The 22,823-nt window shown below is 69.9% G+C and carries 18 protein-coding genes and 2 pseudogenes; 9 read left to right on the top strand and 11 right to left on the bottom strand.

The window, feature by feature from the left end; translation table 11 throughout:
* Nucleotides 1-54: 54 nt before the first annotated feature.
* The 3 genes from ACIBJB_RS11805 to ACIBJB_RS11795 form a co-directional block, all read right to left on the bottom strand.
* Entirely contained in the window at nt 55-1,002 is a 948-nt protein-coding gene (locus ACIBJB_RS11805; RefSeq protein WP_398929204.1) for a carbohydrate ABC transporter permease, read from the bottom strand.
* The gene (locus ACIBJB_RS11800; protein ID WP_398929202.1) at nt 999-1,937 is read right to left on the bottom strand and encodes a carbohydrate ABC transporter permease; all 939 of its coding nucleotides are present in this window, start codon (nt 1,935-1,937) and stop codon (nt 999-1,001) included. The genes ACIBJB_RS11805 and ACIBJB_RS11800 overlap by 4 nt, the downstream gene beginning before the upstream one ends.
* Before the next feature lie 96 nt (nt 1,938-2,033).
* Nucleotides 2,034-3,428: an ABC transporter substrate-binding protein gene (locus ACIBJB_RS11795; protein ID WP_398929199.1), complete on the bottom strand. Its 1,395-nt coding sequence runs from the start codon at nt 3,426-3,428 to the stop codon at nt 2,034-2,036.
* Nucleotides 3,429-3,504: 76 nt separating this feature from the next.
* Here ACIBJB_RS11795 and ACIBJB_RS11790 point away from each other — a divergent pair, with 76 nt between their 5' ends.
* Nucleotides 3,505-3,633 carry a hypothetical protein gene (locus ACIBJB_RS11790; protein ID WP_398929197.1) on the top strand — a complete coding sequence of 43 codons (129 nt, stop codon included), beginning with the start codon at nt 3,505-3,507 and terminating at the stop codon, nt 3,631-3,633.
* A 225-nt stretch (nt 3,634-3,858) separates the two neighbouring features.
* Here ACIBJB_RS11790 and ACIBJB_RS11785 read toward each other — a convergent pair whose 3' ends face one another.
* The gene (locus ACIBJB_RS11785) at nt 3,859-4,995 is read right to left on the bottom strand and encodes a LacI family DNA-binding transcriptional regulator (RefSeq protein ID WP_398929195.1); all 1,137 of its coding nucleotides are present in this window, start codon (nt 4,993-4,995) and stop codon (nt 3,859-3,861) included.
* 1,299 nt (nt 4,996-6,294) lie between these two features.
* Between ACIBJB_RS11785 and ACIBJB_RS11780 the strand changes: the two genes are divergently transcribed.
* The 3 genes from ACIBJB_RS11780 (at nt 6,295) to ACIBJB_RS11770 (ending at nt 11,839) form a co-directional block, all read left to right on the top strand.
* Nucleotides 6,295-8,433: an alpha-galactosidase gene (locus ACIBJB_RS11780; protein ID WP_398929193.1), complete on the top strand. Its 2,139-nt coding sequence runs from the start codon at nt 6,295-6,297 to the stop codon at nt 8,431-8,433.
* 38 nt (nt 8,434-8,471) lie between these two features.
* Nucleotides 8,472-9,983 carry a glycoside hydrolase family 43 protein gene (locus tag ACIBJB_RS11775; protein WP_398929191.1) on the top strand — a complete coding sequence of 504 codons (1,512 nt, stop codon included), beginning with the start codon at nt 8,472-8,474 and terminating at the stop codon, nt 9,981-9,983.
* Between the two features lie 98 nt (nt 9,984-10,081).
* Nucleotides 10,082-11,839 carry a cellulase family glycosylhydrolase gene (locus ACIBJB_RS11770; RefSeq protein ID WP_398929189.1) on the top strand — a complete coding sequence of 586 codons (1,758 nt, stop codon included), beginning with the start codon at nt 10,082-10,084 and terminating at the stop codon, nt 11,837-11,839.
* Between the two features lie 38 nt (nt 11,840-11,877).
* On the opposite strand, the gene ACIBJB_RS11765 is transcribed toward ACIBJB_RS11770, so the two are convergent.
* Together ACIBJB_RS11765 and ACIBJB_RS11760 are read right to left on the bottom strand one after the other, a co-directional pair.
* Nucleotides 11,878-12,237, bottom strand: a complete 360-nt coding sequence (locus ACIBJB_RS11765) for an ArsR/SmtB family transcription factor (RefSeq protein WP_398929187.1) — start codon at nt 12,235-12,237, stop codon at nt 11,878-11,880.
* 174 nt (nt 12,238-12,411) lie between these two features.
* Complete coding sequence (locus ACIBJB_RS11760; protein ID WP_398929185.1) at nt 12,412-13,866, bottom strand: MFS transporter; 1,455 nt, start codon at nt 13,864-13,866, stop codon at nt 12,412-12,414.
* A 341-nt stretch (nt 13,867-14,207) separates the two neighbouring features.
* Between ACIBJB_RS11760 and ACIBJB_RS11755 the strand changes: the two genes are divergently transcribed.
* Entirely contained in the window at nt 14,208-15,116 is a 909-nt protein-coding gene (locus tag ACIBJB_RS11755) for a helix-turn-helix transcriptional regulator (RefSeq protein ID WP_398929182.1), read from the top strand.
* A gap of 57 nt (nt 15,117-15,173) precedes the next feature.
* Here ACIBJB_RS11755 and ACIBJB_RS11750 read toward each other — a convergent pair whose 3' ends face one another.
* Complete coding sequence (locus tag ACIBJB_RS11750) at nt 15,174-15,854, bottom strand: NAD(P)H-dependent oxidoreductase (RefSeq protein WP_398929180.1); 681 nt, start codon at nt 15,852-15,854, stop codon at nt 15,174-15,176.
* A 415-nt stretch (nt 15,855-16,269) separates the two neighbouring features.
* The gene (locus tag ACIBJB_RS11745) at nt 16,270-16,425 is read right to left on the bottom strand and encodes a DUF6131 family protein (protein ID WP_088245310.1); all 156 of its coding nucleotides are present in this window, start codon (nt 16,423-16,425) and stop codon (nt 16,270-16,272) included.
* A gap of 238 nt (nt 16,426-16,663) precedes the next feature.
* On the opposite strand from ACIBJB_RS11745, the gene ACIBJB_RS11740 reads away from it, so the two are divergent.
* The 3 genes and pseudogenes from ACIBJB_RS11740 to ACIBJB_RS11730 all read left to right on the top strand — a co-directional run.
* Entirely contained in the window at nt 16,664-17,155 is a 492-nt protein-coding gene (locus tag ACIBJB_RS11740) for a DUF2975 domain-containing protein (RefSeq protein ID WP_398929178.1), read from the top strand.
* A pseudogene (locus ACIBJB_RS11735) lies at nt 17,155-17,370 on the top strand (helix-turn-helix domain-containing protein); the annotation flags it as partial. The gene ACIBJB_RS11740 and the pseudogene ACIBJB_RS11735, both read left to right, overlap by 1 nt.
* Before the next feature lie 323 nt (nt 17,371-17,693).
* Nucleotides 17,694-17,957, top strand: a pseudogene (locus tag ACIBJB_RS11730) (3-hydroxyacyl-CoA dehydrogenase family protein); the annotation flags it as partial.
* Between the two features lie 183 nt (nt 17,958-18,140).
* Here ACIBJB_RS11730 and ACIBJB_RS11725 read toward each other — a convergent pair.
* Genes ACIBJB_RS11725 through ACIBJB_RS11715 form a run of 3 tightly spaced genes read right to left on the bottom strand, consistent with a single transcriptional unit; the run spans nt 18,141 to nt 20,778 of the window.
* Nucleotides 18,141-18,671 (bottom strand): cupin domain-containing protein, encoded by a 531-nt coding sequence (locus ACIBJB_RS11725; RefSeq protein ID WP_398929176.1) that lies wholly within the window; start codon nt 18,669-18,671, stop codon nt 18,141-18,143.
* A gap of 41 nt (nt 18,672-18,712) precedes the next feature.
* A complete protein-coding gene (locus ACIBJB_RS11720; protein WP_398929174.1) occupies nt 18,713-19,777 on the bottom strand; it encodes a phosphotransferase family protein in 1,065 nt (354 codons plus the stop codon).
* Nucleotides 19,774-20,778 (bottom strand): C-terminal binding protein, encoded by a 1,005-nt coding sequence (locus ACIBJB_RS11715; protein ID WP_398929172.1) that lies wholly within the window; start codon nt 20,776-20,778, stop codon nt 19,774-19,776. The genes ACIBJB_RS11720 and ACIBJB_RS11715 overlap by 4 nt, the downstream gene beginning before the upstream one ends.
* Before the next feature lie 726 nt (nt 20,779-21,504).
* Between ACIBJB_RS11715 and ACIBJB_RS11710 the strand changes: the two genes are divergently transcribed.
* Nucleotides 21,505-22,773 (top strand): MFS transporter, encoded by a 1,269-nt coding sequence (locus tag ACIBJB_RS11710; RefSeq protein ID WP_398929170.1) that lies wholly within the window; start codon nt 21,505-21,507, stop codon nt 22,771-22,773.
* Nucleotides 22,774-22,823 lie beyond the last annotated feature (50 nt).

Raw genomic sequence — 22,823 nt, 5'->3', positions numbered from 1 at the left:
TCCGAGGAGTCGATGGGGGCGGGCCGGTGCGTCGGCACTGACGTCGGCCGGGCGTCACTGCTTGACGCCGCCGGTGGCCAGACCGCTCTGCCAGTACCGCTGCAGGAGCAGAAAGGCGACGACGAGCGGGATGACGGAGATGAGGGAGCCGGTCACCACGAGCGCGAGCATGTTGCTGTTCGCGCCGCTCCCGCCGCCGAAGGCCTGGGACGCCCAGGAGGAGAGGCCGACCGTGACGGGGTACAGCTTCGGGTCGTTGAGCATGATCAACGGCAGGAAGTAGTTGTTCCAGGTCGCCACGAGGGTGAAGAGCACGACGGTCACCAGGCCGGGAGCCAGCAGCCGCAGCGCGATCGTGACGAAGATGCGCAGTTCACCGGCCCCGTCGATGCGCGCGGCCTCCAGGAGACTGTCCGGGACGGCGTCCGCGGCGTAGATGCGCATGAGGTACAGCCCGAACGGGCTGACCAGGGAAGGCAGCACGATCGCCCAGGGCGTGTTGACCAGGTCCACCTTCGCGAAGAGCAGATAGGTGGGGATGGCCAGGGCGGTGGTCGGGATCATGATGGCGCCGAGTACCAGGGCGAAGGCCGCGTTGTTGCCCCGGAACCGGTACTTGGCGAATCCGTAGCCCGCGGCGGCGGCCAGGAGGGCGGCACCGAGTGCGCTGCCGACGGAGTACAGGACCGTGTTGAGCAACCAGTGCAGGAAGACGCCGTCGTCGTGGGTGACCGTCTCGTGGACGTTCTCGAGTAGTTGAGGGGCGTGCGAGAACCACAGACCGAAGGTGGTGAAGAGGTCCTGGGTGCTCTTGGTCGAGGAGACGGCGAGCCAGAACAGCGGCAGCAGGAAGTAGGCGAGGACGGCCAGCATCACGATGGTCAGCGGTGTGCTGCGGCGACCGGCCGACCGCCGGCGCTGTCCACGAGCGGTCCGCCGGGTGCCGGCCGTGGTGGCGGGCGGGGCCGGCCGGGACGTGGAAGGGGAAGTCGTGGTCGTCACGAGGTCCTCCTGCGGTTCGCGAGGAACAGGACGGCGTAGGAGAAGATCACGATGACCAGGCCCAGGAAGAAGGACACCGCGGCCGAGTAGTTGACCTGCTGACCGGTGAACGCGAGGGAGTAGGCGTAGAGGTTCGCGGTGTACGCGTTGTCGATGACGTCGGGTGCGACGGGTTGCAGCAGCTTCGGCTCGTTGAACAGCTGGAAGCTGCCGATCACGGAGAACAGCAGGGTGAGCAGCAACGCGGGGCGCAGGGCGGGGAGTTTGATGGACCAGGCGGTCCGCCAGGCGCCGGCGCCGTCCATCGCCGCCGCCTCGTACAGCTCCGGGGGGACGGTCCGCAGAGCCGCATACAGGATGATCATGTTGTAGCCGACGAACTCCCAGGTCACGATGTTCGCCAGGCTTCCGAGCATCCATCCGTCGCTGAGGAAGTGCGGGACCGGCAGACCGAGTTTGTCGCTCAGCTGGGCGAACGGCCCGAAGTCCGGGCCGTAGAGGTAGCCCCACATCAGGGTGGCGACGACGCTCGGGACGGCGTAGGGCACGAAGATGCCCAGGCGGATCACCCGCGCGAGCCGCAGCAGGCCGCTGTCGAGCGCGAGCGCGAAGGCCAGAGCCAGCAGGAGCATCAGCGGGACCTGGATCACGAAGAACGTCGCGACCCGCAGGACTCCTTGGCGCAGGAGCGGGTCCTTCAGGGCTGTCACGTAGTTGTCCAGCCCGACGAACGCGTTCCCGCCGATGAGCTGTTCCCGGAACAGGCTGAGGTAGGCGGCGTAGCCGAGCGGGGCGAGGAACATCAGCAGGAACAGCACCATGAACGGTGCGACGAACAGGGGACCTGCCGCACCTTGACGCAGGCCACCGAGTGGGCGTCGCTTCGGCCCCGCTCGGCGCGGCTCCTCGGTGGAGGCCACGGTCGTGGCAGTCATCATCGGGCCTTTCGGGTGGGTGCCTTGTGGGAGGGGCGGGCCGGGCGCGGGTCCCGGGTCGCTGCCGGAGGGCATCGGCGCGGGACCCGCCGGACCTCACGGGGCCTTGACGGTGAAGCCCTGGGCCTTGGCGTAGGTGGTGAGCCGCGACTGCCACGCGTCGAGCGCGGCGACGGCGTCCTTCTTCCTGGTGAGTGCCGTGCCCACGGTCTCGGTCCAGTCGGTGACGGCCTGGTCGAGGAACGGCGGCCACTGGAAGTCGGGGCTCACCGTCCTGCCGATGTCGGCGAAGGCCTGGTTGACCTTCTGTCCGCCGTAGAAGGGGGCCGCCGCACCGGTGAAGGACGGGTCCTCGAGCAGTGGCTTCGTCGCCGGGAAGAACGACTGCTTGGTGTTGAACAGCTTCGCGCTGGCCGGGTCGCTGTTGAGGAACTGCGCGAACACCGCGGCGGCGATCGGGTTCTTGGTCTGCTTGATGACCGCGCTGGTCGAACCGCCCCAGTTGCCCGAGCTCGGCTTCGACGTGTCCCACTGCGGCAGCGGGGCGGCCCGCCACTTGCCCGCGGTGGACTTGGCCGAGCCGGCGAGGAAGACCGGCCCCCAGGCGGCGGTGATCCAGGTGGCGTACTTGCCCTTGTTGAGCGCGGAGAACCAGGCGTCGGTGAAGTCCGGCTCGACGCCGATGACACCTTCCTGGGCCAGGCCGCCCCAGTAGGCGGCGAGCTTCTTGGAGATGGTGTCGTCGACGTCGATGGAGACGTTGCCCTTGCCGGAGGTCGCGTAGGGCTTGGCGCCCGCCTGCCAGAGCAGGCCGTGCCAGGCGGCCGCCTCGTTGCCGGCCAGGTTGGTCAGGTAGACCTCCGGGTCGGCCTTGTGCAGCTTGCGGGCCGCGGCGGCGAAGTCGTCCCAGGTCTTCGGCGGCTCGATGCCGTGCTTCTCGAAGATGTCCGCCCGGTACAGCATGCCCATCGGACCGGTGTCCTGGGGGATCGCCCAGATCTCGCCCTTGGGGCCGCTGACCTGTCCCCAGGTCCAGTCGACGAACGTGTCCTTCAGCTTGGCCGCGCCGAACGGGTTCAGGTCCAGGAGGCTGTCCGTGATCGTGAACGTGGGTATGGCCTGGTACTCCATCTGTGCCACGTCCGGAGCGCCGCTGCCGGCCTTGATCGCGGTGCGCAGCTTCGTGTAGTGCTGCACGCCCTGACCCGCGTTGACGATCTTGACCTTGATCGCCGGGTACTTCTTCTCGAAGAGCGCGACCTCCTGATCGATGTCCGGAACCCACGTCCAGAACGTCAGCTCGGTCGGCTTCTTCATCGCCGTGTCGATGTCGGCCTGGCTGACCGGCTTCGAGGACGCGGAGGCGGAACCGCCGCCGTCACCGCCGCCGCAGGCGGACAGAGCGGCGCCCAACGAGACAGCTCCCGCGGCGGTGAGCAGGAGCCGGCGGCTCATCTGGGACTGGCTGGGGGTGGAGTGGGATCTGCGCATGACGAACTCCCGCCGATGGCTGAGGAATCGCACGCCGAGCACGGGCGTGCGAAAGGAGGGTGATGAGGAATGGGGGGTGACGAGGAAGGAGGGTGACGAGGAAGACGGGAGGCTCGGACGCGACGGCCAGGACACGGAGGTCGACATGGCACGGGTGCACGTCTTCGCGGACACCGCCCGGGGGTCCCACCTGCTGCGGAGGTGAAGACCCGTGGACGGGAGGGTTGCGGGTGGAGCGGAGAGCTGTGGCAGCGAGGTCGCTCAGTGGCTACGGCCCGGAGGGGAGGACGAGTCACGTCGTCGGTGCGACGAGCTGTCCCGGGGTGCGAGGCGGGTGAACGAGTCCGACGGGCACAGGACCGGTACGGCGGCTCGCCTCACGGTTGCCTGTCCGGCTGGGAACGCCGTTTCTAGGGCCGGTCGGTGTTGATCAGCTCGACGTGGATGCACCTCCCTCCCGGGGTGGGCCGGTCCGGCTCCCACGCGGAGATGAGGCCAGGGCCCGGTCTCGGCCCGGGGTCGTCCGGGTCGACGGCGGGGGCCCGGTCGAGGCGCGGATCACGAGGTCGACCGGTGGTTCACCGGCCGACAGGGGTGGCGCGTCCGGGTTCTCGATGGAGTGCACGAGGCGTTTGAGCCCCTCCTGTGCCACGGTGTCGAAGGGCTGGCGCATCGTGGTGAGAGGGGGAGTCACATAGGCGGCGACGGGAATGTCGTCGAAACCCACGACACTGACGTCCTCCGGCACCCGTCGGCCGGCTTCCGACAGCGCGCGGATGAGACCGATCGCCATGTCGTCGTTGGCGGCGAACACCGCGGTCATGTCGTGGTCGCCGGCCAGCTCGCGACCCGCCGCGTAGCCACTGGCGGCCGACCAGTCGCCCTCGACGACGCGGGGGATCGTCCTGCCGTACGCGGCGAGCGTGGACCGCCAGCCCTCCAGCCGGTCACGGGCGGCGTACCACCGCCATGGACCGGCGAGATGGTGGACGGTGTCGTGCCCCAGTTCCAGCAGGTGCTCGGTCGCCGTACGCGCCATCAGGTCGGCGCCGACGCCCGCGGCCAGGGTCCTGGGCATGGACAGGGGTGGCGCCCCTAGGACAAGGACCGGTACCTCGACGCGGGCGGAGAGGTCGTCGCCGTGCCCGTCGTCGATCGGCTCGGAGATGACGATGCCGTCGACGCCCTGTTCCAGAAGTGAGTCGACGGCACCGGCGACGCCCGTAGGGTCGCCTTCCAGGGTGTTGACCACGCGAAGGGCGTATCCCGTGTCCCGTACGGCGCGTTCGACCCCCATGATCAGTGAGGCGGGTCCGTACAGGGCGGTACCGAGCGTCACCACGCCGATGGACCGGGTACGCCCGGAGGCCAGTGCCCGGGCGGCGTTGTTCAGCCGGTAACCGAGTTCCTCACCGGCTTGCAGGACGCGTCGGCGCACTTCGGCGGAGACGTACGGCTCGTCGTTGTAGACCCGGGACACGGTCTTCTGGGAGACACCCGCCAGCTGGGCCACATCCACACTGCGCGGTGCGCCGGAACTGCCGCCCCGCCCTGCGCCTCGCCTCATGGTGGCTCCAGATGATGGTGACCGGTGTGGCCGATGGTGGCCGGTGTGCGCCTGACTGCGCTGCCATGTCTACGCAGTCATACGGCGGCCGTCAAGCGCCCGGAACAGATTCGTAACCTTGCGCAGGCGCTCAGCCGAGCCCTTGGTCGAGCGAGACAGCCGAGTCCGTTGAAAGCCTTGACGCGTCCGTTCTGACTGCGTAGACAGAGTGCGGAGTTCATTGGTGCGCACCGGAATCCGATGGACGGCCGGGCGGATCTGCCGAGGGTCGGCGACCTGCCCTCCGCAGTACACCGGCACCGCCCATGTATCGACGGCGTCACCTGGAAGGGCACCGCCAGCCCACCGTTCGCAGACCGAACTCTTCGGCTCCGGACCGATCCAGGCGATCAACGAGGACAGCGGCGAACTGGCGCCCCCGACACGCGAAGACCCGCACGTCCACACGAAACCCCTGAGCAGCCTGGCCGCAAGGAATCGAAGCGCTTCGACACTGGCCATCGGCCTCTGGGGCCGTCAACAGCCAAGCAGGAAGAAAGTTTCTTGACGTCCTTCCCTCTTGTTCAGCCAAAAACATGTCATTAACGTTCCCCGCCAGGTGAAGCGCTTCGACGCGCTTCGGTCCGCCGATGGGGAAGCGCCGCGTCATGACCAACCAGTTGAACCGGAGAGGCGTCGTCGGCGCAACGTCCGCCGCGGCCGAAGCCGCCGCGATGGCCCGCCCCCTGTCGGCCCGCAGAACCGGCGAGCACCAGACCGGGGCCGAGCCGGCGTCGGGCCCGAAGAAGGCACTGCCCGTCCACTCACCCAGGATCTCCGTCAAGCCGGACATGCCCTTGGTGTCGAACAGCCCGGACGTGGCCACCGACCCCGGCTTCCTCCCCTACCGGCTGGCGCCGGGGAGCTCCATCTCGCGCTTGAGGATGCCCCGGTCGTCATCCGTGCCCGAAGCAACTGGCCGAGCAGCACACCCCTGCCGCCACCGCCAGGCCGCGGGGAGCACAGTCGGATGAAGAACAGGCTCTGCTCACCTCACCGCTTCGGCACCGGGCACGGGTGGTACCTCTCGAACCGCCTCGACGACGCCGGCTACGGCGCACTGGTCGCCCGGCTGCTCGAGGAGACCGGAGTGGGCCCGGAGATGCCGGAGCTGCCCCCACAGGTCGAGGCTGTCACCCGAGCCCGCACACGACCTGCTCACGAGCGGCACGGCCGCCGAACTGGCCGCCGGCGGCAGCGCCGTACTCCGTATCGCCTGAGCACGGTCTTCCTCCTCCCTCTCTCTTCGGAAAGGCAGCAATGACCAGCGCACCCCCGATCGTCCGATGGGGCCACCGGGCCCTGGAGGTCGAGATCGTCGTCGGTGAGGACGGCATCGCCCGTCTCACCCATCTCGGCCTCCCCGGCGGAGGGTCTCCCGAGCGGCGGTCGTGGCCTCCGCTGCCCCTGGTGGAGGTGACGGCGGCGGGGGACGGCCGCGCATGGTCGGGCGGGCGCCTCATCGACTCGTACATCGGCGGGCGGCTGCGTCACCGCGCGCACCGTGCGACCCGCGACGGCGGCTGGCATGTGCTCACCGTCGAACTCCACGACCCGGAGACCGGGCTCGTCGCCGAGGTGACCTACCGCTCGCCGGAGGGAGTGCCCGTACTGCGCAGTGAGGTGGTCCTGCGCAACGAGGGGGACGCCACCCTGCACCTGGAGTCCGTCTCCTCTCTCGTCGTCGGTCCCCTCGCCGACGGTCCGGAGGCCATCGACGGCGCCGACCTGCTGTGGGCCGAGAACGACTGGGTCGCCGAATGCCGCTGGCAGCGCCGGCCGATGCGGGTGACCTCGCCGGTCCTCGACGGCCGCGTGGTCTACGACAACGGCAAGGGCGAGTTCACCCGGACCGGGCGGGGTGTGTGGTCGAGCTGCGGCCGGCTGCCCATGGGCGGTCTGACCGACCGTCGCAAGGGCCGCACGTGGCTGTGGCAGATCGAGCACAACTCAGGCGGCTGGCACTGGGAGTGCGGCGAGCGCGACACGCTGGCCTACCTCGCGCTGTTCGGCCCGACCGACATCCATCACGGCTGGCGGCAACCGCTGGAGCCGGGCGCGGAGTTCCGTACCGTGCCCGTCGCGCTCGCGTTCAGCGACGCCGGGGGCCCGGACGAGGCGTTCGCCGCGCTCACCCGCTATCGCCGGGCCGCCCGCCGCCCGCACGCCGACCACCTGCGGCTCCCGGTCATCTTCAACGACTACATGAACTGCCTGATGGGCGACCCCACCACGGAGAAGCTGCTGCCGCTGATCGACGCGGCGGCCGAGGCGGGCGCAGAGTACTTCGTCATCGACGCAGGATGGTACGACGGCGAGAACGGCGGCTGGTGGGACAGCGTAGGAGCCTGGGAGCCGGCCGCGTCCCGGTTTCCCGGCGAGCGCGGGATCCATGAGGTGCTGGACCGCATCCGGGAGCGCGGCATGGTGCCCGGTCTGTGGCTGGAGCCGGAGGTGATCGGCGTCCGCAGCCCCATGGCCAAGTCCCTGCCCGACGAGGCGTTCTTCCGCCGAGACGGCGTCCGCGTCACCGAGACCGGCCGCCACCACCTGGACCTGCGCCACCCCGCCGCCCGTGCCCACCTGGACCAGGTCGTGGACCGCCTGGTCGGCGAGTGGGGCGTCGGCTACCTCAAGCTCGACCACAACATCGACCCCGGCTCCGGTACCAGCGCCCACCCCGGCGAGACCCCGGGCGCCGGACTGCTCGGCCACAACCGGGCCCACCTCGACTGGCTCGACGGCATCCTGGACCGCTATCCGCACCTGGTGGTGGAGAACTGCTCCTCCGGCGGCATGCGCTGGGACTACGCGCTGCTGTCCCGGCTGCAACTGCAGTCCACCAGCGACCAGCAGAACCTCCAGCTCTACGCCCCCATCGCGGCCTCCGCGCCCACCGCCGTCACCCCCGAACAGGGCGCCGTATGGGCGTACCCGCAGCCGGAGGACTCCTCGGACGAGGTGGCCTTCACCCTGGCCAACGCCCTCCTCGGCCGCATCCACCTGTCCGGGCCGCTCCCGGACCTGCCGCCCGAGGCCCGTGCCCTGGTCCACGAGGCCGTCACCGTGTACAAGGCCATCCGGACCGACCTGGCCCAGGCCGTTCCCGCGTGGCCGCTGGGCCTGCCGGCCTGGGACGACCCGTGGCTCGGCCTGGCGCTCCACACCCCGGACACCACCTATCTCACGGTCTGGCGCCGCCCCGGTGCGGAGACCACCACCACGCTCCCGCTGTCTCATCTGCACGGCCGCGCGGCCCGCGTCGATCTGCTCTACCCCGCCGCGAGCCAGGCCGTCGCCTCCTGGCACCACGACACCGCCGATCTCACCGTCACGCTGCCCGCGGCCCCCTCCGCGGTGCTCCTCCGCCTCGCCCACGCGGCATCGGACACCCCCTGAACATGCCGACTCACCTCACCCGGAAGGAACTTGACCGAGTGTCAGAGAAACAGCGGGCGGATGCCGCCGTGACCAACCCCGTCATCCCCGGCTTCCACCCCGACCCCAGCGTCTGCCGCGTCGGCGACGACTACTACCTGGCCTGCTCCAGCTTCGAGTACTTCCCCGCCATCCCCGTCTTCCACAGCCGCGACCTGGTCCACTGGACACAGCTCGGCAACGCCCTGGACCGGCCGAGCCAGCTCAGCCTCACCGCCGCCACCTTGTCGTCCGGCGGCATCTACGCTCCTACCCTGCGCCACCACGACGGCCGCTTCTGGCTGATCGTCACCAATGTGGCCGAGGGCGGCGGCAACGTGCTGTTCACCGCGACCGACCCCGCCGGCCCCTGGTCCGATCCCGTCCGCCTGCCCGGCGTTCCGGGTATCGACCCGGATTTGGCCTGGGACGAGAACGGCACCTGCTGGTGCACCTCCGCCGGCGGCGGACAGGTCCGCATCGACCCGTACACCGGGGAGACCTTCGGACCGCCGCGCAAGGTCTGGGCCGGCACCCGCGGTGCCATGGCCCCCGAGGCCCCGCACCTGTATCGCATCGGCGCCTACTGGTACCTCCTCATCGCCGAGGGCGGCACCGAGCGCGGTCACAGTGTCTCGATCGCACGCGGCCGCACACCCGACGGCCCTTTCGAACCGTGCCCGGACAACCCGGTCCTCACCCACCGGGGCACCCACCACCCCGTCCAGAACACCGGGCACGCGGATCTGGTCCAAGGCCCTGACGGCTCCTGGTGGATGGTGCTGCTGGGCGTCCGGCCGCGGGGCGGCACCCCCGGCTGGCATGTGCTGGGCCGCGAGACCTTCCTCGCGCCGGTGAAGTGGGTGGACGACTGGCCGGTCGTCGACGAGGTGCCGTCCGTCCTGCCCGTGCCCGCCTGGCCGCTCGTCCCTGGCCCCGCCGAGGAGGTCCGGGACGACTTCGACCTCAGCGAGCTGCGGCCGCGGTGGATCTCCGTGCGCGACCGTCCCGCCGAGTACTGCACCACCAAGGAGCGGTCCGGCCACTTGACCCTGCGCGCCCGCGGTGACTCCCTGGACGAGCCGGACGTCGTGTTCGTCGGCCGTCGCCAGGAGCACCTGTCGTGCCGGGTGCGGGCTCTGATCGACCCGGCCGAGGGGCGCGGTGGTCTCGCCGTCCGCCTCGACGAGGAGCATCACTACGAGATCGAGGCGGCCGAGGGCGAGGTGCGCGTCCTCGGCCGGGTCGGACCGTTGCGCACGGTCGTGGGATCACGGTCCGTGCCCGCCGGTCCCGTGGTGCTCCGCCTCCAGGTCTCCGACGCCCCTGACAAGGGCCCCCGCACCGGTCCCGACCTCCTCACGCTCGGCATCGAGGAGCCGGACGGCGCCTTCACCTCTCTCGGCGAGCTCGACGGCCGCTACCTGTCGACCGAGGTGGCCGGCGGCTTCACCGGACGGGTCATCGGCCTGTACGCGGCGGCCGGCACGGTCCACTTCGACTGGTTCGACTACGAGCCGCTCGTCCCCTGAACCAGTTCGGGCCGCCGCCCAAGGACGGCCCGCCCTGCGTTGAGCTCCTTTCCCCCCACGGGCGGAACGTCCGCTCGACCGACAGAGAAGGATCGAAGATGAAGGGAACGCACTCCCCCACCGGCCGCCGCAGAAGCGGCCCCGGCCGGCTGCTCGGCCTCGTGGTGGCGCTGATCGCCGCGATCGGGCTGACCAGCACCGCCGCCTTCGCGGCACCGGCCCACAAGGACGCGTCCGCGACAGTCAGTGCCAAGGCACTCAGCCCCATGAGCGCCGTGGCCGCGATGCAGCCCAGCTGGAACCTGGGCAACAGCCTCGACGCCATCCCCGACGAGACGTCCTGGGGCAACCCCGCGGTCACCAAACCCCTGTTGGACACCATCAAGGCCCAGGGCTTCCGCAGCGTCCGCATTCCCGTCACCTGGTCGGGCCACCAGTCCGCCACGGCCCCGTACACGATCGACGCGACCTGGATGAACCGCGTCAAGCAGGTGGTCGACTGGGCGCAGGCGGACGGCCTCTACGTCGTGCTCAACATCCATCACGACTCCTGGCAGTGGATCTCCTCCATGCCCACCGACCATGACAACGTCCTGGCCCGCTTCAAGGCGACCTGGACCCAGATCGCCACCACGTTCAGGGACTCCTCCCAGACGCTGCTCTTCGAGAGCAACAACGAGCCGCAGTTCAACAACACCACCGACGCCCAGGGCATCCAGTACAACGACGAACTGAACACCGCGTTCCACACCGTCGTGCGCCAGTCCGGTGGCAACAACGCGACGCGTCTGCTCGTGCTGCCCACCCTGCACACCAATTCCGGGCAGACCTTCCTGGACGCCCTGGCCGGCGAGATGACGTCGCTCAACGACCCCAACCTCGTGGTCACCGTGCACTACTACGGCTACTACCCGTTCAGCGTGAACGTCGCGGGCGGCACGCGCTTCGACGCCACCTCGCAGCAGGACATGACCGACAACTTCACCCGGCTCCGCGCCACTTTCACCTCCAAGGGAATACCCGTCTACCTCGGTGAGTACGGGCTGCTGGCCTACCCCGACAGCAACCACCCCTCCCGCGTCGAACGGGGCGAGGCCTTCAAGTACTTCGAGCAGTTCGGCTACGAGGCCCGCGCCGCCGGAGTGACCACGGCCCTGTGGGACCCCGGAACCTTCGCCTACCTGAGCCGCACCACGCTGCAGTGGACCGACCCTGAGTTGATCAACCGGATCAGGTCGAGCTGGACCACCCGCTCGGGAACGGCTTCCTCGGACCAGGTCTTCCTGGCGAAGTCCAGTGCGATCACGGCCCAGACGCTCACCCTCAACCCCAACGGCCTGACGTTCCGCGGCCTCTGGCAGGGCACCACGCAACTCGCCCAGGGCCGGGACTACACCGTCTCCGGCAACCAGCTCACGCTCACGGCCTCCGCGCTGACCCGACTGGCCGGCAACCGCGCCTACGGGACCAACGCGACGATCGAGGCCAGGTTCTCCGCCGGTCTCGCCTGGCCGATCCGAGTGATCACCTACGACCGGCCGGTGCTCTCCGACGCCACCGGCACCACCGGCGGTCTCACCATCCCCACCCAGTACCGCGGTGACCAGCTCGCGACCATGGAGTCGACCTACGCCGACGGCACCAACGCCGGCAACACCAGCTGGACCCCCTACCAGGAGTTCAACGGCGCCTTCTCCCCCGACTACTCCAACAACGCCCTCACTCTCACCCCCGACTACCTCAACGCACTGCGCGACGGTGCGCCTGCGACACTCACCTTCCACTTCTGGAGCGGAGCCACCGTGACGTACCACGTGACGAAGTCCGGCAGTGCGGTGACCGGAACCGTCGGCTGACGGCCCCTCGCCCCGGGTGCCGAATCCGGCACCCGGGCTCACGGGGACAGCAGATCTCCGGTGGGCCCTTCCCCGACCTCCCGCTTGAACTCCTCGACGAGCAAGGCGATGCGCTCTTCGTCCCGCCGGTAGTGGGTCCACTTCCCGACCCGCGTGGAGCGCACGAGTCCCGCGCGTTCGAGCACCGCCATATAGGCCGAGACCGTGGACTGCGCGAGTCCGGTCTTGGCCTGGATGTGGCTGACACAGACGCCGACCGCGCGCGGATCGGTGACAGCCGGATCGACCGGAAAGTGCTCTTCCGGATCACGCAGCCACTGCAGCACCTGGAACCGCACGGGGTTGGCGAGCGCCTTGAGGGGTTCGATCAGGGTCGTGAGGTCGCCTGTCACGGGCATGTCGTCATGCGCCTTCCGGTGCTGAAGCGGAGCCGACTGTGGTCGCATCGACGATATTCGATGCGTTGAGGCTGCGCGAGCCGCGAAGACCACCTCAGCACGAACGGCGTCGAGCACCCGGGGCTCCCTCCCCCACGGAGGAACGGCACCCGGGTGGCTCGTACCGCCTGTCGGTTACCGCTTGGTCGACCGGTCGCTGCGCAGGAACACGGCACTGGTGAGGAGGCCGACGAGCACGATGGCGGCGTTCACCGCGATCGCGACCTTCAGACCGCCGAGGACGGCCGAGGCTCCGGTGCCGGCCATGGCGGCGGTGACGACGGCGCTCATGACCGGCGTGCCCATCGTGATGCCGACCTGCTGGGTCATGGTGGCGAGGCCGGTGGCCAGGCCCTGCTCGTGGTCGGCGAGCCCCGAGGTGGCGGTCACCATGAAGCCCACGATGGCGAGCATGTTGCCGACACCGCCGAGGAAGCTGGCGACCAGCATCAGCCCCATCCACGAGCGGTCGTCGCCGAGGCCGACCAGGGCCGCGGTGAACACGGTCTGCAGGACGCCGCCCACGATCAGCGTCCACTTGGTACCGATTTTCCCGATGACCCTCGAGGCCGTGACGCCGCCGGTCACCGTGCCCAGGCCGAGGAAGCCGAAGGACAGGCCGGCGACGAGCGCGGAGTAGCCGAGCACCTCCTGCAGGTAGAGGGTCAGCGGGAAGACCAGGGAGGTGAAGGTGGCGAAGGCGATCAGACCGGCGACGTTGCCCCAGGCCACCGACCGCTTGCCGAGCACGCTGAGCGGCACCAGCGGCGCGGACACCGTGCGCTCGACGACGTAGAAGATCACCAGCAGCACCACACCCGCCGCCAGGGACAACAGGGCGCCTGGCGAGCCCCAGCCCTTCTCGCCCGCCTGGGTGAGCCCGAAGATGACGGCGAGCAGACCGAGCGTGACGCTGACGGCGCCGGGCAGGTCCAGCTCGGGGCGCTCGTCGAGGCGGGACTCCTTGATGATCCTCGGGGCGATGATCAGTACCGCGAGGGCGACGGGCACGTTGATGAAGAACGCCCATCGCCACGACAGCAGGTCGGTGAGCACGCCGCCGAGGATGGCGCCGGTGGTGAACCCGCTGGACATCAGTGCCCCGTTGAGGCCGAGCGCCTTCTGGCGCAGCGGGCCCTCCGGGAACGAGGTCGTCATCAGCGACAGCGCCGCCGGAGTCACGGCGGCGGTGGCCAGCCCCTGGAAGACGCGGGCCGTGATCAGCATCTCCGGGTTCTGCGCCAGCCCGCCCATGAGGGAGGCCGCGCCCAGGACCACGAGGCCGCCGAGGAACACCCGGCGGCGGCCGAACAGGTCCGCGACCCGGCCGAAGAGCAGGGTGAAGCCGGCCGCGCACAGCGCGAACGAGGTGCCGATCCACTGCAGGTGCGCCAGCGAGAAGCCCAGCCCGTTGCCGAGCACCGGCAGCGCCACGTTCAGGATGGCGAAGTCCACGGCCAGCATGAACTGCGTTGCGAGCAGCAGTACCAGCACCAGCCGGAGCCGGGGGGTGAGCACGGCTTCGGCTGGTGCCGTGTCGACGGCAGGACCGGGCGCGGTACCGGCCGCCTCCGAATCAGTGACAGACATGACGTCGAGTCCTTTTCCTCATGGTTCCTGGCACGCGGCACGCTCGGTCACGTCACGCGCTGTTGCGGAAAAGGATCGGCGGCGCCCGGATTCCCAGCCAGAACCCTGCCCTGCACAGCCATCACGAGGGTGGTCATCACACGACTACCCTTACCGCTACCGGCCGTTGGGACCGGCGGGCATCATGGGAGGTCAGTGGCCACAGCCCGACGCACTCCCCGACCGTTACGAGGGTAGTCATGGCAGGAGCATCCTTACCGCTACGGGCACTTCGGGCCCGGCGGGCAGCACGGGAAGTCAGTGGCCACGGCCTGACGCACTCCGCCGGCCTGGAGGCATGAATGGACGCCACGTCCGAGCTGGGAGACTTCCTCAAGTCGCGCCGCGCCGCGCTGCGCCCCGAGGAAGTCGGCATCACCCCGCACCCGTCCCGCCGCCGTGTCACCGGGCTGCGCCGGGAGGAACTGGCGATGCTGGCCAACGTCAGCATCACCCACTACACCCGCCTCGAACAGGGCCGCGCCACCAACGCCTCCGACGGTCTGCTGGAGGCGATCGCGCGCACCCTGCGCCTCACCGACGACGAGACGGCCCATCTGAAGGACCTGGCCCGTCCCGCCGCCGCGTCGTCCCGCCCCGCACCGCCCCGGGTGGCTCACGCCGGCGCCTCCGCCCGGCAGCTGCTGAAGGCCATGACCGGCGTACCGGCCGTCGTCATGGACCGGCGCAACGACGTCCTCGCCTGGAACCACCTGGGTCACGCCCTGCTCGCCGGACACCTGGCGGCCGAGAGCCCCGACACGCCCGGCGACCGCCCCAACCTGACCCGGATGCTCTTCCTGGACGAGCAGTACCGGGAGTTGTACACGAACTGGGACGACCAGGCCCAACTCGCCGTGGCAGCCCTGCGTCTGGTCGCCGGCCGCCACCCCGACGACCGCTCGCTGGCCGAGCTCGTCGGCCAACTCACCATGAACAGCGATGAGTTCGCGTCTCTGTGGGCTCGGCACCCGGTGCACACCTGCACCTCCGGAGTGAAGCACCTGCGTCACCCGCTGGTCGGCGCGATGGAACTCAGCTTCGAGAATCTCGTCATCCCGGGCACCTCGGGCCAGCACCTGATCGCCTACACGGCCGAGCCCGGCTCACCGTCGGAGGCGGCACTGCGACTCCTGGGCAGCGCGACCGCTCCGGTGGCCCAGGACCCGGCAGCGGTACGGCACGGCGTCACCGCCTCGGCGGTACGGTGACGCCGGCCCCGCTCGGGCACCGAGCGGGGCCGGCGTCGGCGTGGACCTGCCGTGCCGTCAGCGGACGGCGGAGAGGGAAGCCGTCGCGGTGAGCGCGACGGACTCCTGGACCGCCTCCAGCGCCGCGGCCCTCTCCTCGTCGGTCAGGTGGGCCGGCCCGTAGGTGATCACGGGTTCGAGGACCTGGTAGCCGACGAACTCCAGCATTCCGCGGTGGATGTGGAACAGGAAGTCGTCCACCGCGCCGAAGGCGCCACCAGGCCGGAACGCCTCACTGGGGCCGCCGGTCGTGAACAGCAGCATCGCCCGCCTGCCGGCGAGCGCGGCGTCGCCGAAGAGCCCGTGGTCCCCGCCGAAGAGGGCGCCCATGACGAACACCCGGTCGATCCACCCCTTGAGGATGGCCGGCAGCGAGAACCACCACAGCGGGAACGACAGCACGAGAAGATCGGCGGCGAGCAGCCGCTCCAGATGGTCCTTGACGCCCTCGTCCAGTGTGCCGTCCCGGACCGCGCGCATCTGCTCGGCCTGCGGCTTGAACGGGCCGTCCACGGGGGCGAACTCCTCCCGGGCGAGGACCGGGGCCCAGGCGTCGTTGTAGAGGTCCAGGACGTCGACTTGGTAGCCGGCGCCACGGAGAGCCTGAGCGGCGGCGGCCATCTGGGCGGTGCTGAACGAGTCGGGCTCGGGATGAGCGTGAACGATCAGGGCGGTGGGGACGGCGGCGGAGGTCGACATGCCGAGATCATATCGAGGCATTGCGATACGTCAATATGAGCTCAACCGCTCGTCGGGGGAACGTGGTGGTACGAGGCGTTGAAGAAGTGGCGTTCGAGGCCGAGAAAACCTGGCCGCCGACGAACGCGGTCGTGCTGCCGGAGGTCCCGTACGTCCTCCCGGCCGGCCTCTGGATGCCGACCCCGTGTTTCTCGACCAGTACGACGTCGGAGGCGGCGGACCCGAGGTGTTCGAGGCGGTGGCGCCGACCGCAGTCAGCAACCACCGCTTGTCGCTGCGGGTGGCACAGGTCTCCCGGCGCAGGTCTCCCGGCGTCGCGGCAAAGCCCCCCTGCAGTGACGCGGAACCTGACCCGGGACCAAACGCTCGGCCGGGACCAGCCCTTGGGTCAGGCGCCGTTCGAGGACGGCTGCGGTCACCAATAGTGACGTCGGCCGGCGACAGCGTGCCCCATGGATCCCATCAGCCAGAAAACGGCACCCACTACGGCCAAGATGATGCCGAGGGTCCACAAGATCGATATGCCGGTGAGGAAACCGACGACAAGCAGAATGATGCCGAGCGCGATCATGACGTACCTCCTGGCGTGAGCTGATGTGTCACCTCCCGAGTGCCCCGAACCGGCAACCTCACCCCACCCCGGCAAGCAAGAAGCAACCACCGACGGGACTTTGGGCAGGGATCGCCTCGCGGCCCCGCTCACCAACCCCCTGGCGCACAGCACTTCCTCATCCGCATGCCCTCCCTGACCTTGCCCAACCTATCGAATATCGATAGGTTTCCATCGCAACTCGATGGAAGGGCGGGACATGGGAAAGCTGACCGTGGGTGCGCTGCGTGCCGTGCTCGTGGTGGTGCTCGTCGGCACCGTGCTGGTACAGACGTTGATGGTGTGGACGTTGGTCAGCGGGAACGACCCGGAGGACGGGTCGCTCCCCCTGACCGCACTGCGCGTGATCACGATCCTGGGCATGGTGTCGGTCCAGGTCACCGCCGTCTGTGTAGGGCGGCTGGTGACGATGGTGCGACGCGGAACCGTGTTCTCCCACGCCGCATTCCGATACGTGGACGGCGTGATCGGCGCGATCGTGGCGGCCGCCCTCGTGTGGTTCGCGGTCACCATCGTCAATGCGCCGGGCCAGCGGGACGACCCGGGCGTCACCGTCATCATGGGCGGCATCGACGTGGCCATCCTGGGGGTCGCCCTCATCGTGCTCGTGCTGCGGATGCTGCTCGCCCAGGCCGTCGCTCGCGACGTCGAAGCGGCGCAGATGCAGGCCGAGTTGGACGAGGTGATCTGATGCCGATCGCCGTCGACATCGATGTGATGCTGGCCAAGCGGAAGATGTCCGTGGGCGAGCTCGCGGACCGCGTGGGGATCACGCCCGCCAACCTGGCGGTACTCAAGAACGGCCGCGCCAAGGCGGTACGCTTCGCGACCCTCGCCGCGCTCTGCGAGGTACTCGAGTGCCAGCCGGGCGACCTGCTGCGCTGGGAGGCCGACGACGCCGCGGGCGATGACGCGCCAAAGGGGGGCGGGGGGAACGAAATTGTCCCTGGCCATCCTGGCGATGGGCGTGGGTGCGACGTGGCGGCGGGCCTGCGCGCACCTGGACGGCCCTGACGGACCGTGACGGTCTGCGTCGGTTTCGTCCTGACCGCGGCGCTGTGGCCGCTGGTCCGAGGCCTGGCCTCCTCCACGGATCTGCCCGCCCGAGCCCCGACCGTCCCGGGCGGGCGGTTGTCGTCCGCGGCGGGGCTATTTCTTGTCACCCGTGACCCCGGCGGTCCAGGCCACGAAGCCGGCAGGTCGCTGCGGCGCCGTGGTCCCGCGGCTTCGTCGAGCAGCTGGGCAATCAGGCCATCCAGGCCCCAGATCGTTCCGGCTTCGTCGTCAACGCCCTCCTCGTGCCCTACCTGCTCAGCGCGGTACGGATGGAGTCGGGCTCCGCGCTGCCCGACGACATCGACCGGGGCATGGAACTCGGGTGCGCGCACCTCGCGGGGCCGTCGCGCCTGCTCGACCTCATCGGCACCGACACCGCCCAGGCCGTGGCCTCGTCGATGGACGAGGAGTACAAGGAGCCGCCGTACGTACTGCCTCCTCACTCCGCGAGTGCTGCGGAACGGGCGGGTGAGCCAGGGCCTGGCCAGCGCCCTCCGTCGGCCCGCCTGAGCGTGGCCGCCGGATGCGTCGGATTCCAGGTCACGCTCGGCAGGCCGACCGGGGCCCAGAACGGTCCGGGTTGCCGATCTCGGCCCGCAAGACGCCCTCCGGCCACGCCCTCAGTGTTCGGGTTCCGCGCCGATGAGGACGAACGCCACCGTGGACGGTTGTCCGCTGCGGTTGCGCCAGGCGTGCCGGGTGCCGTTCTGGATCACGATGTCGCCTGCCGAGAGCTGGGTGCAGTTTCCGTCGTCGAGTTCGAGGACGATCTCGCCCCCGAGCACGATGCCGTAGTCCACGGTCGGCGTCGCGTGCATGCCGTCGGCCTCGATGAGTTCGGCGATACCGGGCGAGTCCGCCCGCTGTTCCCGGTCGTAGGCCACAGGGTCGAACGCCGGGTCGGTGAACGCGGCCTCAGGCGGAAAGGTCAGGATGACGAACCGGGTGCCGCCGGGTGCCGGAAGAAAGGTGGTGACCTTCGGCGTGGGGTCCTCTCCCGCCCTGCTGACCGGTTCGCCGGGGTCGGTGGCCCACGGCAGTCGGGACACCCAGCCCGGCAGGCTGGTGAACTCCCGGCTGCGCGGGACGGGGCCGTCGCTGACGACGACCGACTTGCCGTTCTCGTCATGGCCGGTGACGACTCTGCGCATGGTCTGTGTCCTTCGGTCTGCCGGATCCACCGGACGATCGGTCACGCGGTTCGGCCGCTGTCGGTCTGGATCCCGGGCCGCGTCGGACCTTCCAAGGCGGTCGCCCAGGCGTCCAGCACACCGACCACCGTGGCTGCGGGCGCCCGCAGCAGGGCCGACGCCACCGTCCGGACGAACAGCCGGTGCCGGTCGTCCGTGAGGTACTCCACCGGGGACTTGCCGTCCACACGGGCGAGCAGCAGTGCCGGCAGCAGGGAGGCGGTCCGCGCCTCCAGGGCGGATCGGGGTTCCCAGTCGACCTGCCGCAGGTATGGCCCGGCCAGCGCATGGGCGGACCGCAGGAGTTCGGCGCGGCGGCCGGGCACGACGAGGCTCTTGAGGAGCAGATGGTTGACGCAGAAGGCCAGATCGAAGGCCGGGTCGCCGTACCAGGCGCACTCGGCGTCCAGCAGCACGGGCCCCGACGGGCCGACGAGGATGTTCTTGGGGCTGACGTCGCCGTGCACCAGGGCCAGGCGGGTACCGGCCGTGCGGTCGGCGAGGCGCTGGAGGATGTCCGCCAGGCCGGGGTGCGCCGCCGCGGTGGCCAGAAGGTACGGCTCGATGCGCAGAGCGTGGAAGTTGGCGTCCGTGGCGAACTCCGCGGCGAGGGCCGTGTCATTCGCGCTCGCCGCGTGCAGGGCGCCGAGCACCTCTCCGACGGCCGCCGCGGTCGCCGGCTCCACCTCGCCTGCCAGGAGTTGGGACTTCCACATGGGGTAGCGCTCGGCGGGCAGGTACGCCATCGCGAACAGGCCGGCTTCGGGGTCGTGCGCCAGCAGTTCGGGCACGCTGTCCGGCCGGTGCAGGGACGCGAACCGCATCCACGCCCATTCATAGGCGTTGCGCGACACCGGCGCCTTCCAGTCGGCCGCTACCCGCAGCCGGGCCAGGGCCCGCTTGACGCACAGGGAGCGCCCCGGCAGGTCCACCCGCCACAGGTCGGAGGAGACCCCTCCGGCCAGCGGCGTCCACCGCGCGGCTTCGCCGGGGCGTGCGAGCTCGTGTGCGGTCATGAAATCGGACAGGGCGGGGTCCGGGGTCTCCGGCGCTGCCGTGGGGCTCATCGCCGGTCACCCGGTCCGGCGGGCAGGCCGCCGGGGCGGTTGCAGGGGTGTGCCGGGGCCTCGCCCGCCAGGATCCGAACGACCTCCTCGGCGGCGCGGCGGCGCAGTTCCGTGACCGAGGCGTCGGAGGAGAAGGCGACGTGGGGGGTGAGCAGCGCACCGGGCTGGTCGAGCAACCCGGCGGGGACGTGGGGCTCGCTCTCCAGGACGTCGAAGGCGGCTCCGTCCAGCTGACCGCCGTCCAGCGCCTTGATGACCGCGTCGGTGTCCACCAGGCCGCCGCGGCTGACGTTGACCAGCAGCCCGCCCGGCTTCATCAAGGCCAGCTGATCCGCGCCGACGAGGTGGTGCGTGCCGGGCGTCAGCGGCACATGGAGGATCACCGCGTCGCTTCGGCGCAGCAGCTCCTGAAGGTCCACCAGCTCGACTCCGGGGGCGTCCTTCGGAAGATGAGGGTCGTGGGCGAGGATCCGGCAGCCGAACGCGGCGAGCTTGCGGGCGGTGGCGCGTCCGATCCGGCCGAAGCCGACGATGCCGCAGGTCAGCGTGGACAACCGGCGCAACCGCGCGCCGGCCGGGTCCCAGCGACCCGTACGGACCTCCCGGTCGAGGACGGCCAGGCCGCGCGTCCAGGCGAGCACCATGCCGACGGCGTGGTCGGAGACCTCGTCGACGCAGTAGTCCGGCACGTTGGTGACCCACACACCCCGCTCGGTGGCCGTGTCCACGGCGATGTTGTCGAGGCCCACGCCGAGCCTGGCCACGATCCGAAGATCGGGTGAAGCGTCGACGGCGAGGGAGGAGACGGGCGCCCAGCAGGTGAGGATGCCGGCGGGCCGGTGCTCGGCGACCAGTTCCTCGATGGTCTCGACGGAGGCGGGTTCCGCGGGGCCGGACACCAGCGTGTGGCCCGCGCCCTCGATGACGGATCGCTCGACGGAGTCGTCGGGCCAGGCGTAGTCGGTGAGCAGCACGGTGTCTGGGCGGCTCGGTGGTGTCATGGCAGATCGTCCTCGCAGAAGTCGTACGGCCGCCGTGGACGGCCGGGTTCGACGTCCGGTCGCGTCCGATCAGCAGGTCTGAGCATCACCCGGGACGGCGGCCGTCGGCTTGTCCGATGGTCCACGGCCGCCATGAGTGCGGGGGAAGAGTGTCGCTGGGCTCGGTCGGGTGTCACCGGCGCTCTCCGACTCGTGGTCGGAAGACGCCGGCACAGCCCCCCGGAACTGGGTCACGCGATGCCGGGGCACGTCGAATCACTTTGTCACAGCCACGTGGTGCTAACGATAGCACTGTGGGTCTGCGAATCGTCAAGAACGCGGCGTGCGGCGGCTCACCCGCGCACCGCACTCGAAGCCGACGAGCCCGCTCATCACAGCAAAGCGGTGGAATCCCAGGAAATCCATCCGTACGTCTTGACGCGCCGGGCACTTCCCTTCATGGTTTCAGCCAACCCCGGCCGTGCGGCCGACACGTATCCGCACCAGGTCCGGTTGTCGAAGACGCCATAGCCACGGACGTCCCCGACGGGCGCATTCCGGCTGAATTCCGCATGCGGTGTCCGACCGCGCGGTGGCCGATCGCCCGCATTCCGTCAGACGGCGCCGATTTCGCCGTCGCCGACTCGAGTCCGTGTTCAGCTCACCGCTTCTTTCCTCGCCGCACGCCTCCGTGCGCCGATGGATCCGCCGCGGCCTGCCGTGGCCCATTCCTCATCAGGAGCCGCAATGCCTCACGCAGCGCAAGTCGACACCAGTGCAGTGCCCGTCAAGGGCACACAGGAAAGCAGCCGGCCCCCCGTCTCCCGGGCCATGATCGGCGTGGGCTTCCTGTTGGTGGTCCTCTCCTACATGGTCAACGCGATGGACCGTCAGGTCTTCCCGCCGCTGCTGCCCAACATCCGTGCGGAATACGGGTTCTCCCTGGACCAGGGCGGCCTGCTGGCGACGAACTTCACCCTCGGCATGGCCCTGGCCGGCCTGCCCGCGGGGTATCTGCTGGACCGCTTCCGACGCAAGACCGTCCTGCTGGTCAGCATCGTCATCTACTCCCTGGGCACGATGGCCACCCCGCTGGCGACCGGCTTCGCCGACATGACCCTGTACCGGGTCGTGTCGGGTTTCGGTGAGGGCATGCAGTCCGCTGCGATCTTCGCGGCGATGGGAGGCTTCTTCGTCCAGCGGCGCGGCCTCGCGTTCGGTGTCATCGGCATGGGCTACTCCGTCGGCGTGTTCATCGCCCCGCTCATCGGTGTCGGACTCACCGGCACGCACGGCACCTGGCACTCGCCCTTCTACCTGTTCGGCACGGCCGGGCTGCTGATCGCGGCCGCCTCCCTGTTCCTCGTGAAGGCCGGTCTGACCGAACACTCCGCCGACAAGGCCGTCTCGACCAGCACCTACGAGTACATGCCGGCCTCCGCCTACAACCGCAACACCATCGCGCTGGCCGTCCACTCGGTCGTCAGCGGTGTGGCCATCTACGGATTCCTGGGCCTCTACCCGACGTACCTCATCACCGCGCTGCACTACTCCTCCGAGCAGGCCGCGCTGGCGATGAGCTTCCTCGGCTTCGGCGGCATGACAGCCCTGTTCGGCGGCTGGCTCGGCGACCGCGTGAACCAGCGCAACCTGCTGATCCTGAGCCTGCTGGCCGTCTCCGCCATCAGCGTGTGCATCTACGAGACACAGGCGGGGGTCGGCGTGCAGTGCGTGTTCGCCTTCCTCATGGGCGCCTTCGGCCTGGGGTTCATCTATCCCAACAGCAACAGTGCGATGCAGCGGGCCGTCCGTCCGGCGCAGATCGGACGCGCCTCCGGCCTATTCGTCACCAGCTACTACGGACCGGCGGCGTTCTCGGGTCTGCTCTTCGCCGCCCTGGTGGGCTCCTTCGGCTGGGACAGGGCCGGACTCCTGCAGGTCACGCTCCTGCCGCTGGTCGGCGTCCTCGCCCTCGCCTTCGTCCGTCCCTCGCAGTTCAACAGCGCGGTCCGCTGACACGCCAAAGGGGGCTGCCCACCGCTCGGCGGTGGGCAGCCCCCCTTGTG

It is taken from the genome of Streptomyces sp. NPDC050759, from assembly GCF_044456945.1.
Lineage (GTDB): Bacteria > Actinomycetota > Actinomycetes > Streptomycetales > Streptomycetaceae > Streptomyces.
Note: the sequence above shows the minus strand (reverse complement) of the source record. Positions and strands in the feature narration are given on the sequence as shown.

What these genes read in the sequence shown, in the direction of transcription:
- ACIBJB_RS11795 (WP_398929199.1), bottom strand. Translation starts at nt 3,428, where the DNA reads ATGCGCAGATCCCACTCCACCCCCAGCCAGTCCCAGATGAGCCGCCGG.
- ACIBJB_RS11715 (WP_398929172.1), bottom strand. Translation starts at nt 20,778, where the DNA reads ATGACACCACCGAGCCGCCCAGACACCGTGCTGCTCACCGACTACGCC.
- ACIBJB_RS11800 (WP_398929202.1), bottom strand. Translation starts at nt 1,937, where the DNA reads ATGACTGCCACGACCGTGGCCTCCACCGAGGAGCCGCGCCGAGCGGGG.
- ACIBJB_RS11740 (WP_398929178.1), top strand. Translation starts at nt 16,664, where the DNA reads ATGGGAAAGCTGACCGTGGGTGCGCTGCGTGCCGTGCTCGTGGTGGTG.
- ACIBJB_RS11770 (WP_398929189.1), top strand. Translation starts at nt 10,082, where the DNA reads ATGAAGGGAACGCACTCCCCCACCGGCCGCCGCAGAAGCGGCCCCGGC.
- ACIBJB_RS11745 (WP_088245310.1), bottom strand. Translation starts at nt 16,425, where the DNA reads ATGATCGCGCTCGGCATCATTCTGCTTGTCGTCGGTTTCCTCACCGGC.
- ACIBJB_RS11780 (WP_398929193.1), top strand. Translation starts at nt 6,295, where the DNA reads ATGACCAGCGCACCCCCGATCGTCCGATGGGGCCACCGGGCCCTGGAG.
- ACIBJB_RS11710 (WP_398929170.1), top strand. Translation starts at nt 21,505, where the DNA reads ATGCCTCACGCAGCGCAAGTCGACACCAGTGCAGTGCCCGTCAAGGGC.
- ACIBJB_RS11750 (WP_398929180.1), bottom strand. Translation starts at nt 15,854, where the DNA reads ATGTCGACCTCCGCCGCCGTCCCCACCGCCCTGATCGTTCACGCTCAT.
- ACIBJB_RS11765 (WP_398929187.1), bottom strand. Translation starts at nt 12,237, where the DNA reads ATGCCCGTGACAGGCGACCTCACGACCCTGATCGAACCCCTCAAGGCG.
- ACIBJB_RS11760 (WP_398929185.1), bottom strand. Translation starts at nt 13,866, where the DNA reads ATGTCTGTCACTGATTCGGAGGCGGCCGGTACCGCGCCCGGTCCTGCC.
- ACIBJB_RS11725 (WP_398929176.1), bottom strand. Translation starts at nt 18,671, where the DNA reads ATGCGCAGAGTCGTCACCGGCCATGACGAGAACGGCAAGTCGGTCGTC.
- ACIBJB_RS11785 (WP_398929195.1), bottom strand. Translation starts at nt 4,995, where the DNA reads ATGAGGCGAGGCGCAGGGCGGGGCGGCAGTTCCGGCGCACCGCGCAGT.
- ACIBJB_RS11755 (WP_398929182.1), top strand. Translation starts at nt 14,208, where the DNA reads ATGGACGCCACGTCCGAGCTGGGAGACTTCCTCAAGTCGCGCCGCGCC.
- ACIBJB_RS11720 (WP_398929174.1), bottom strand. Translation starts at nt 19,777, where the DNA reads ATGAGCCCCACGGCAGCGCCGGAGACCCCGGACCCCGCCCTGTCCGAT.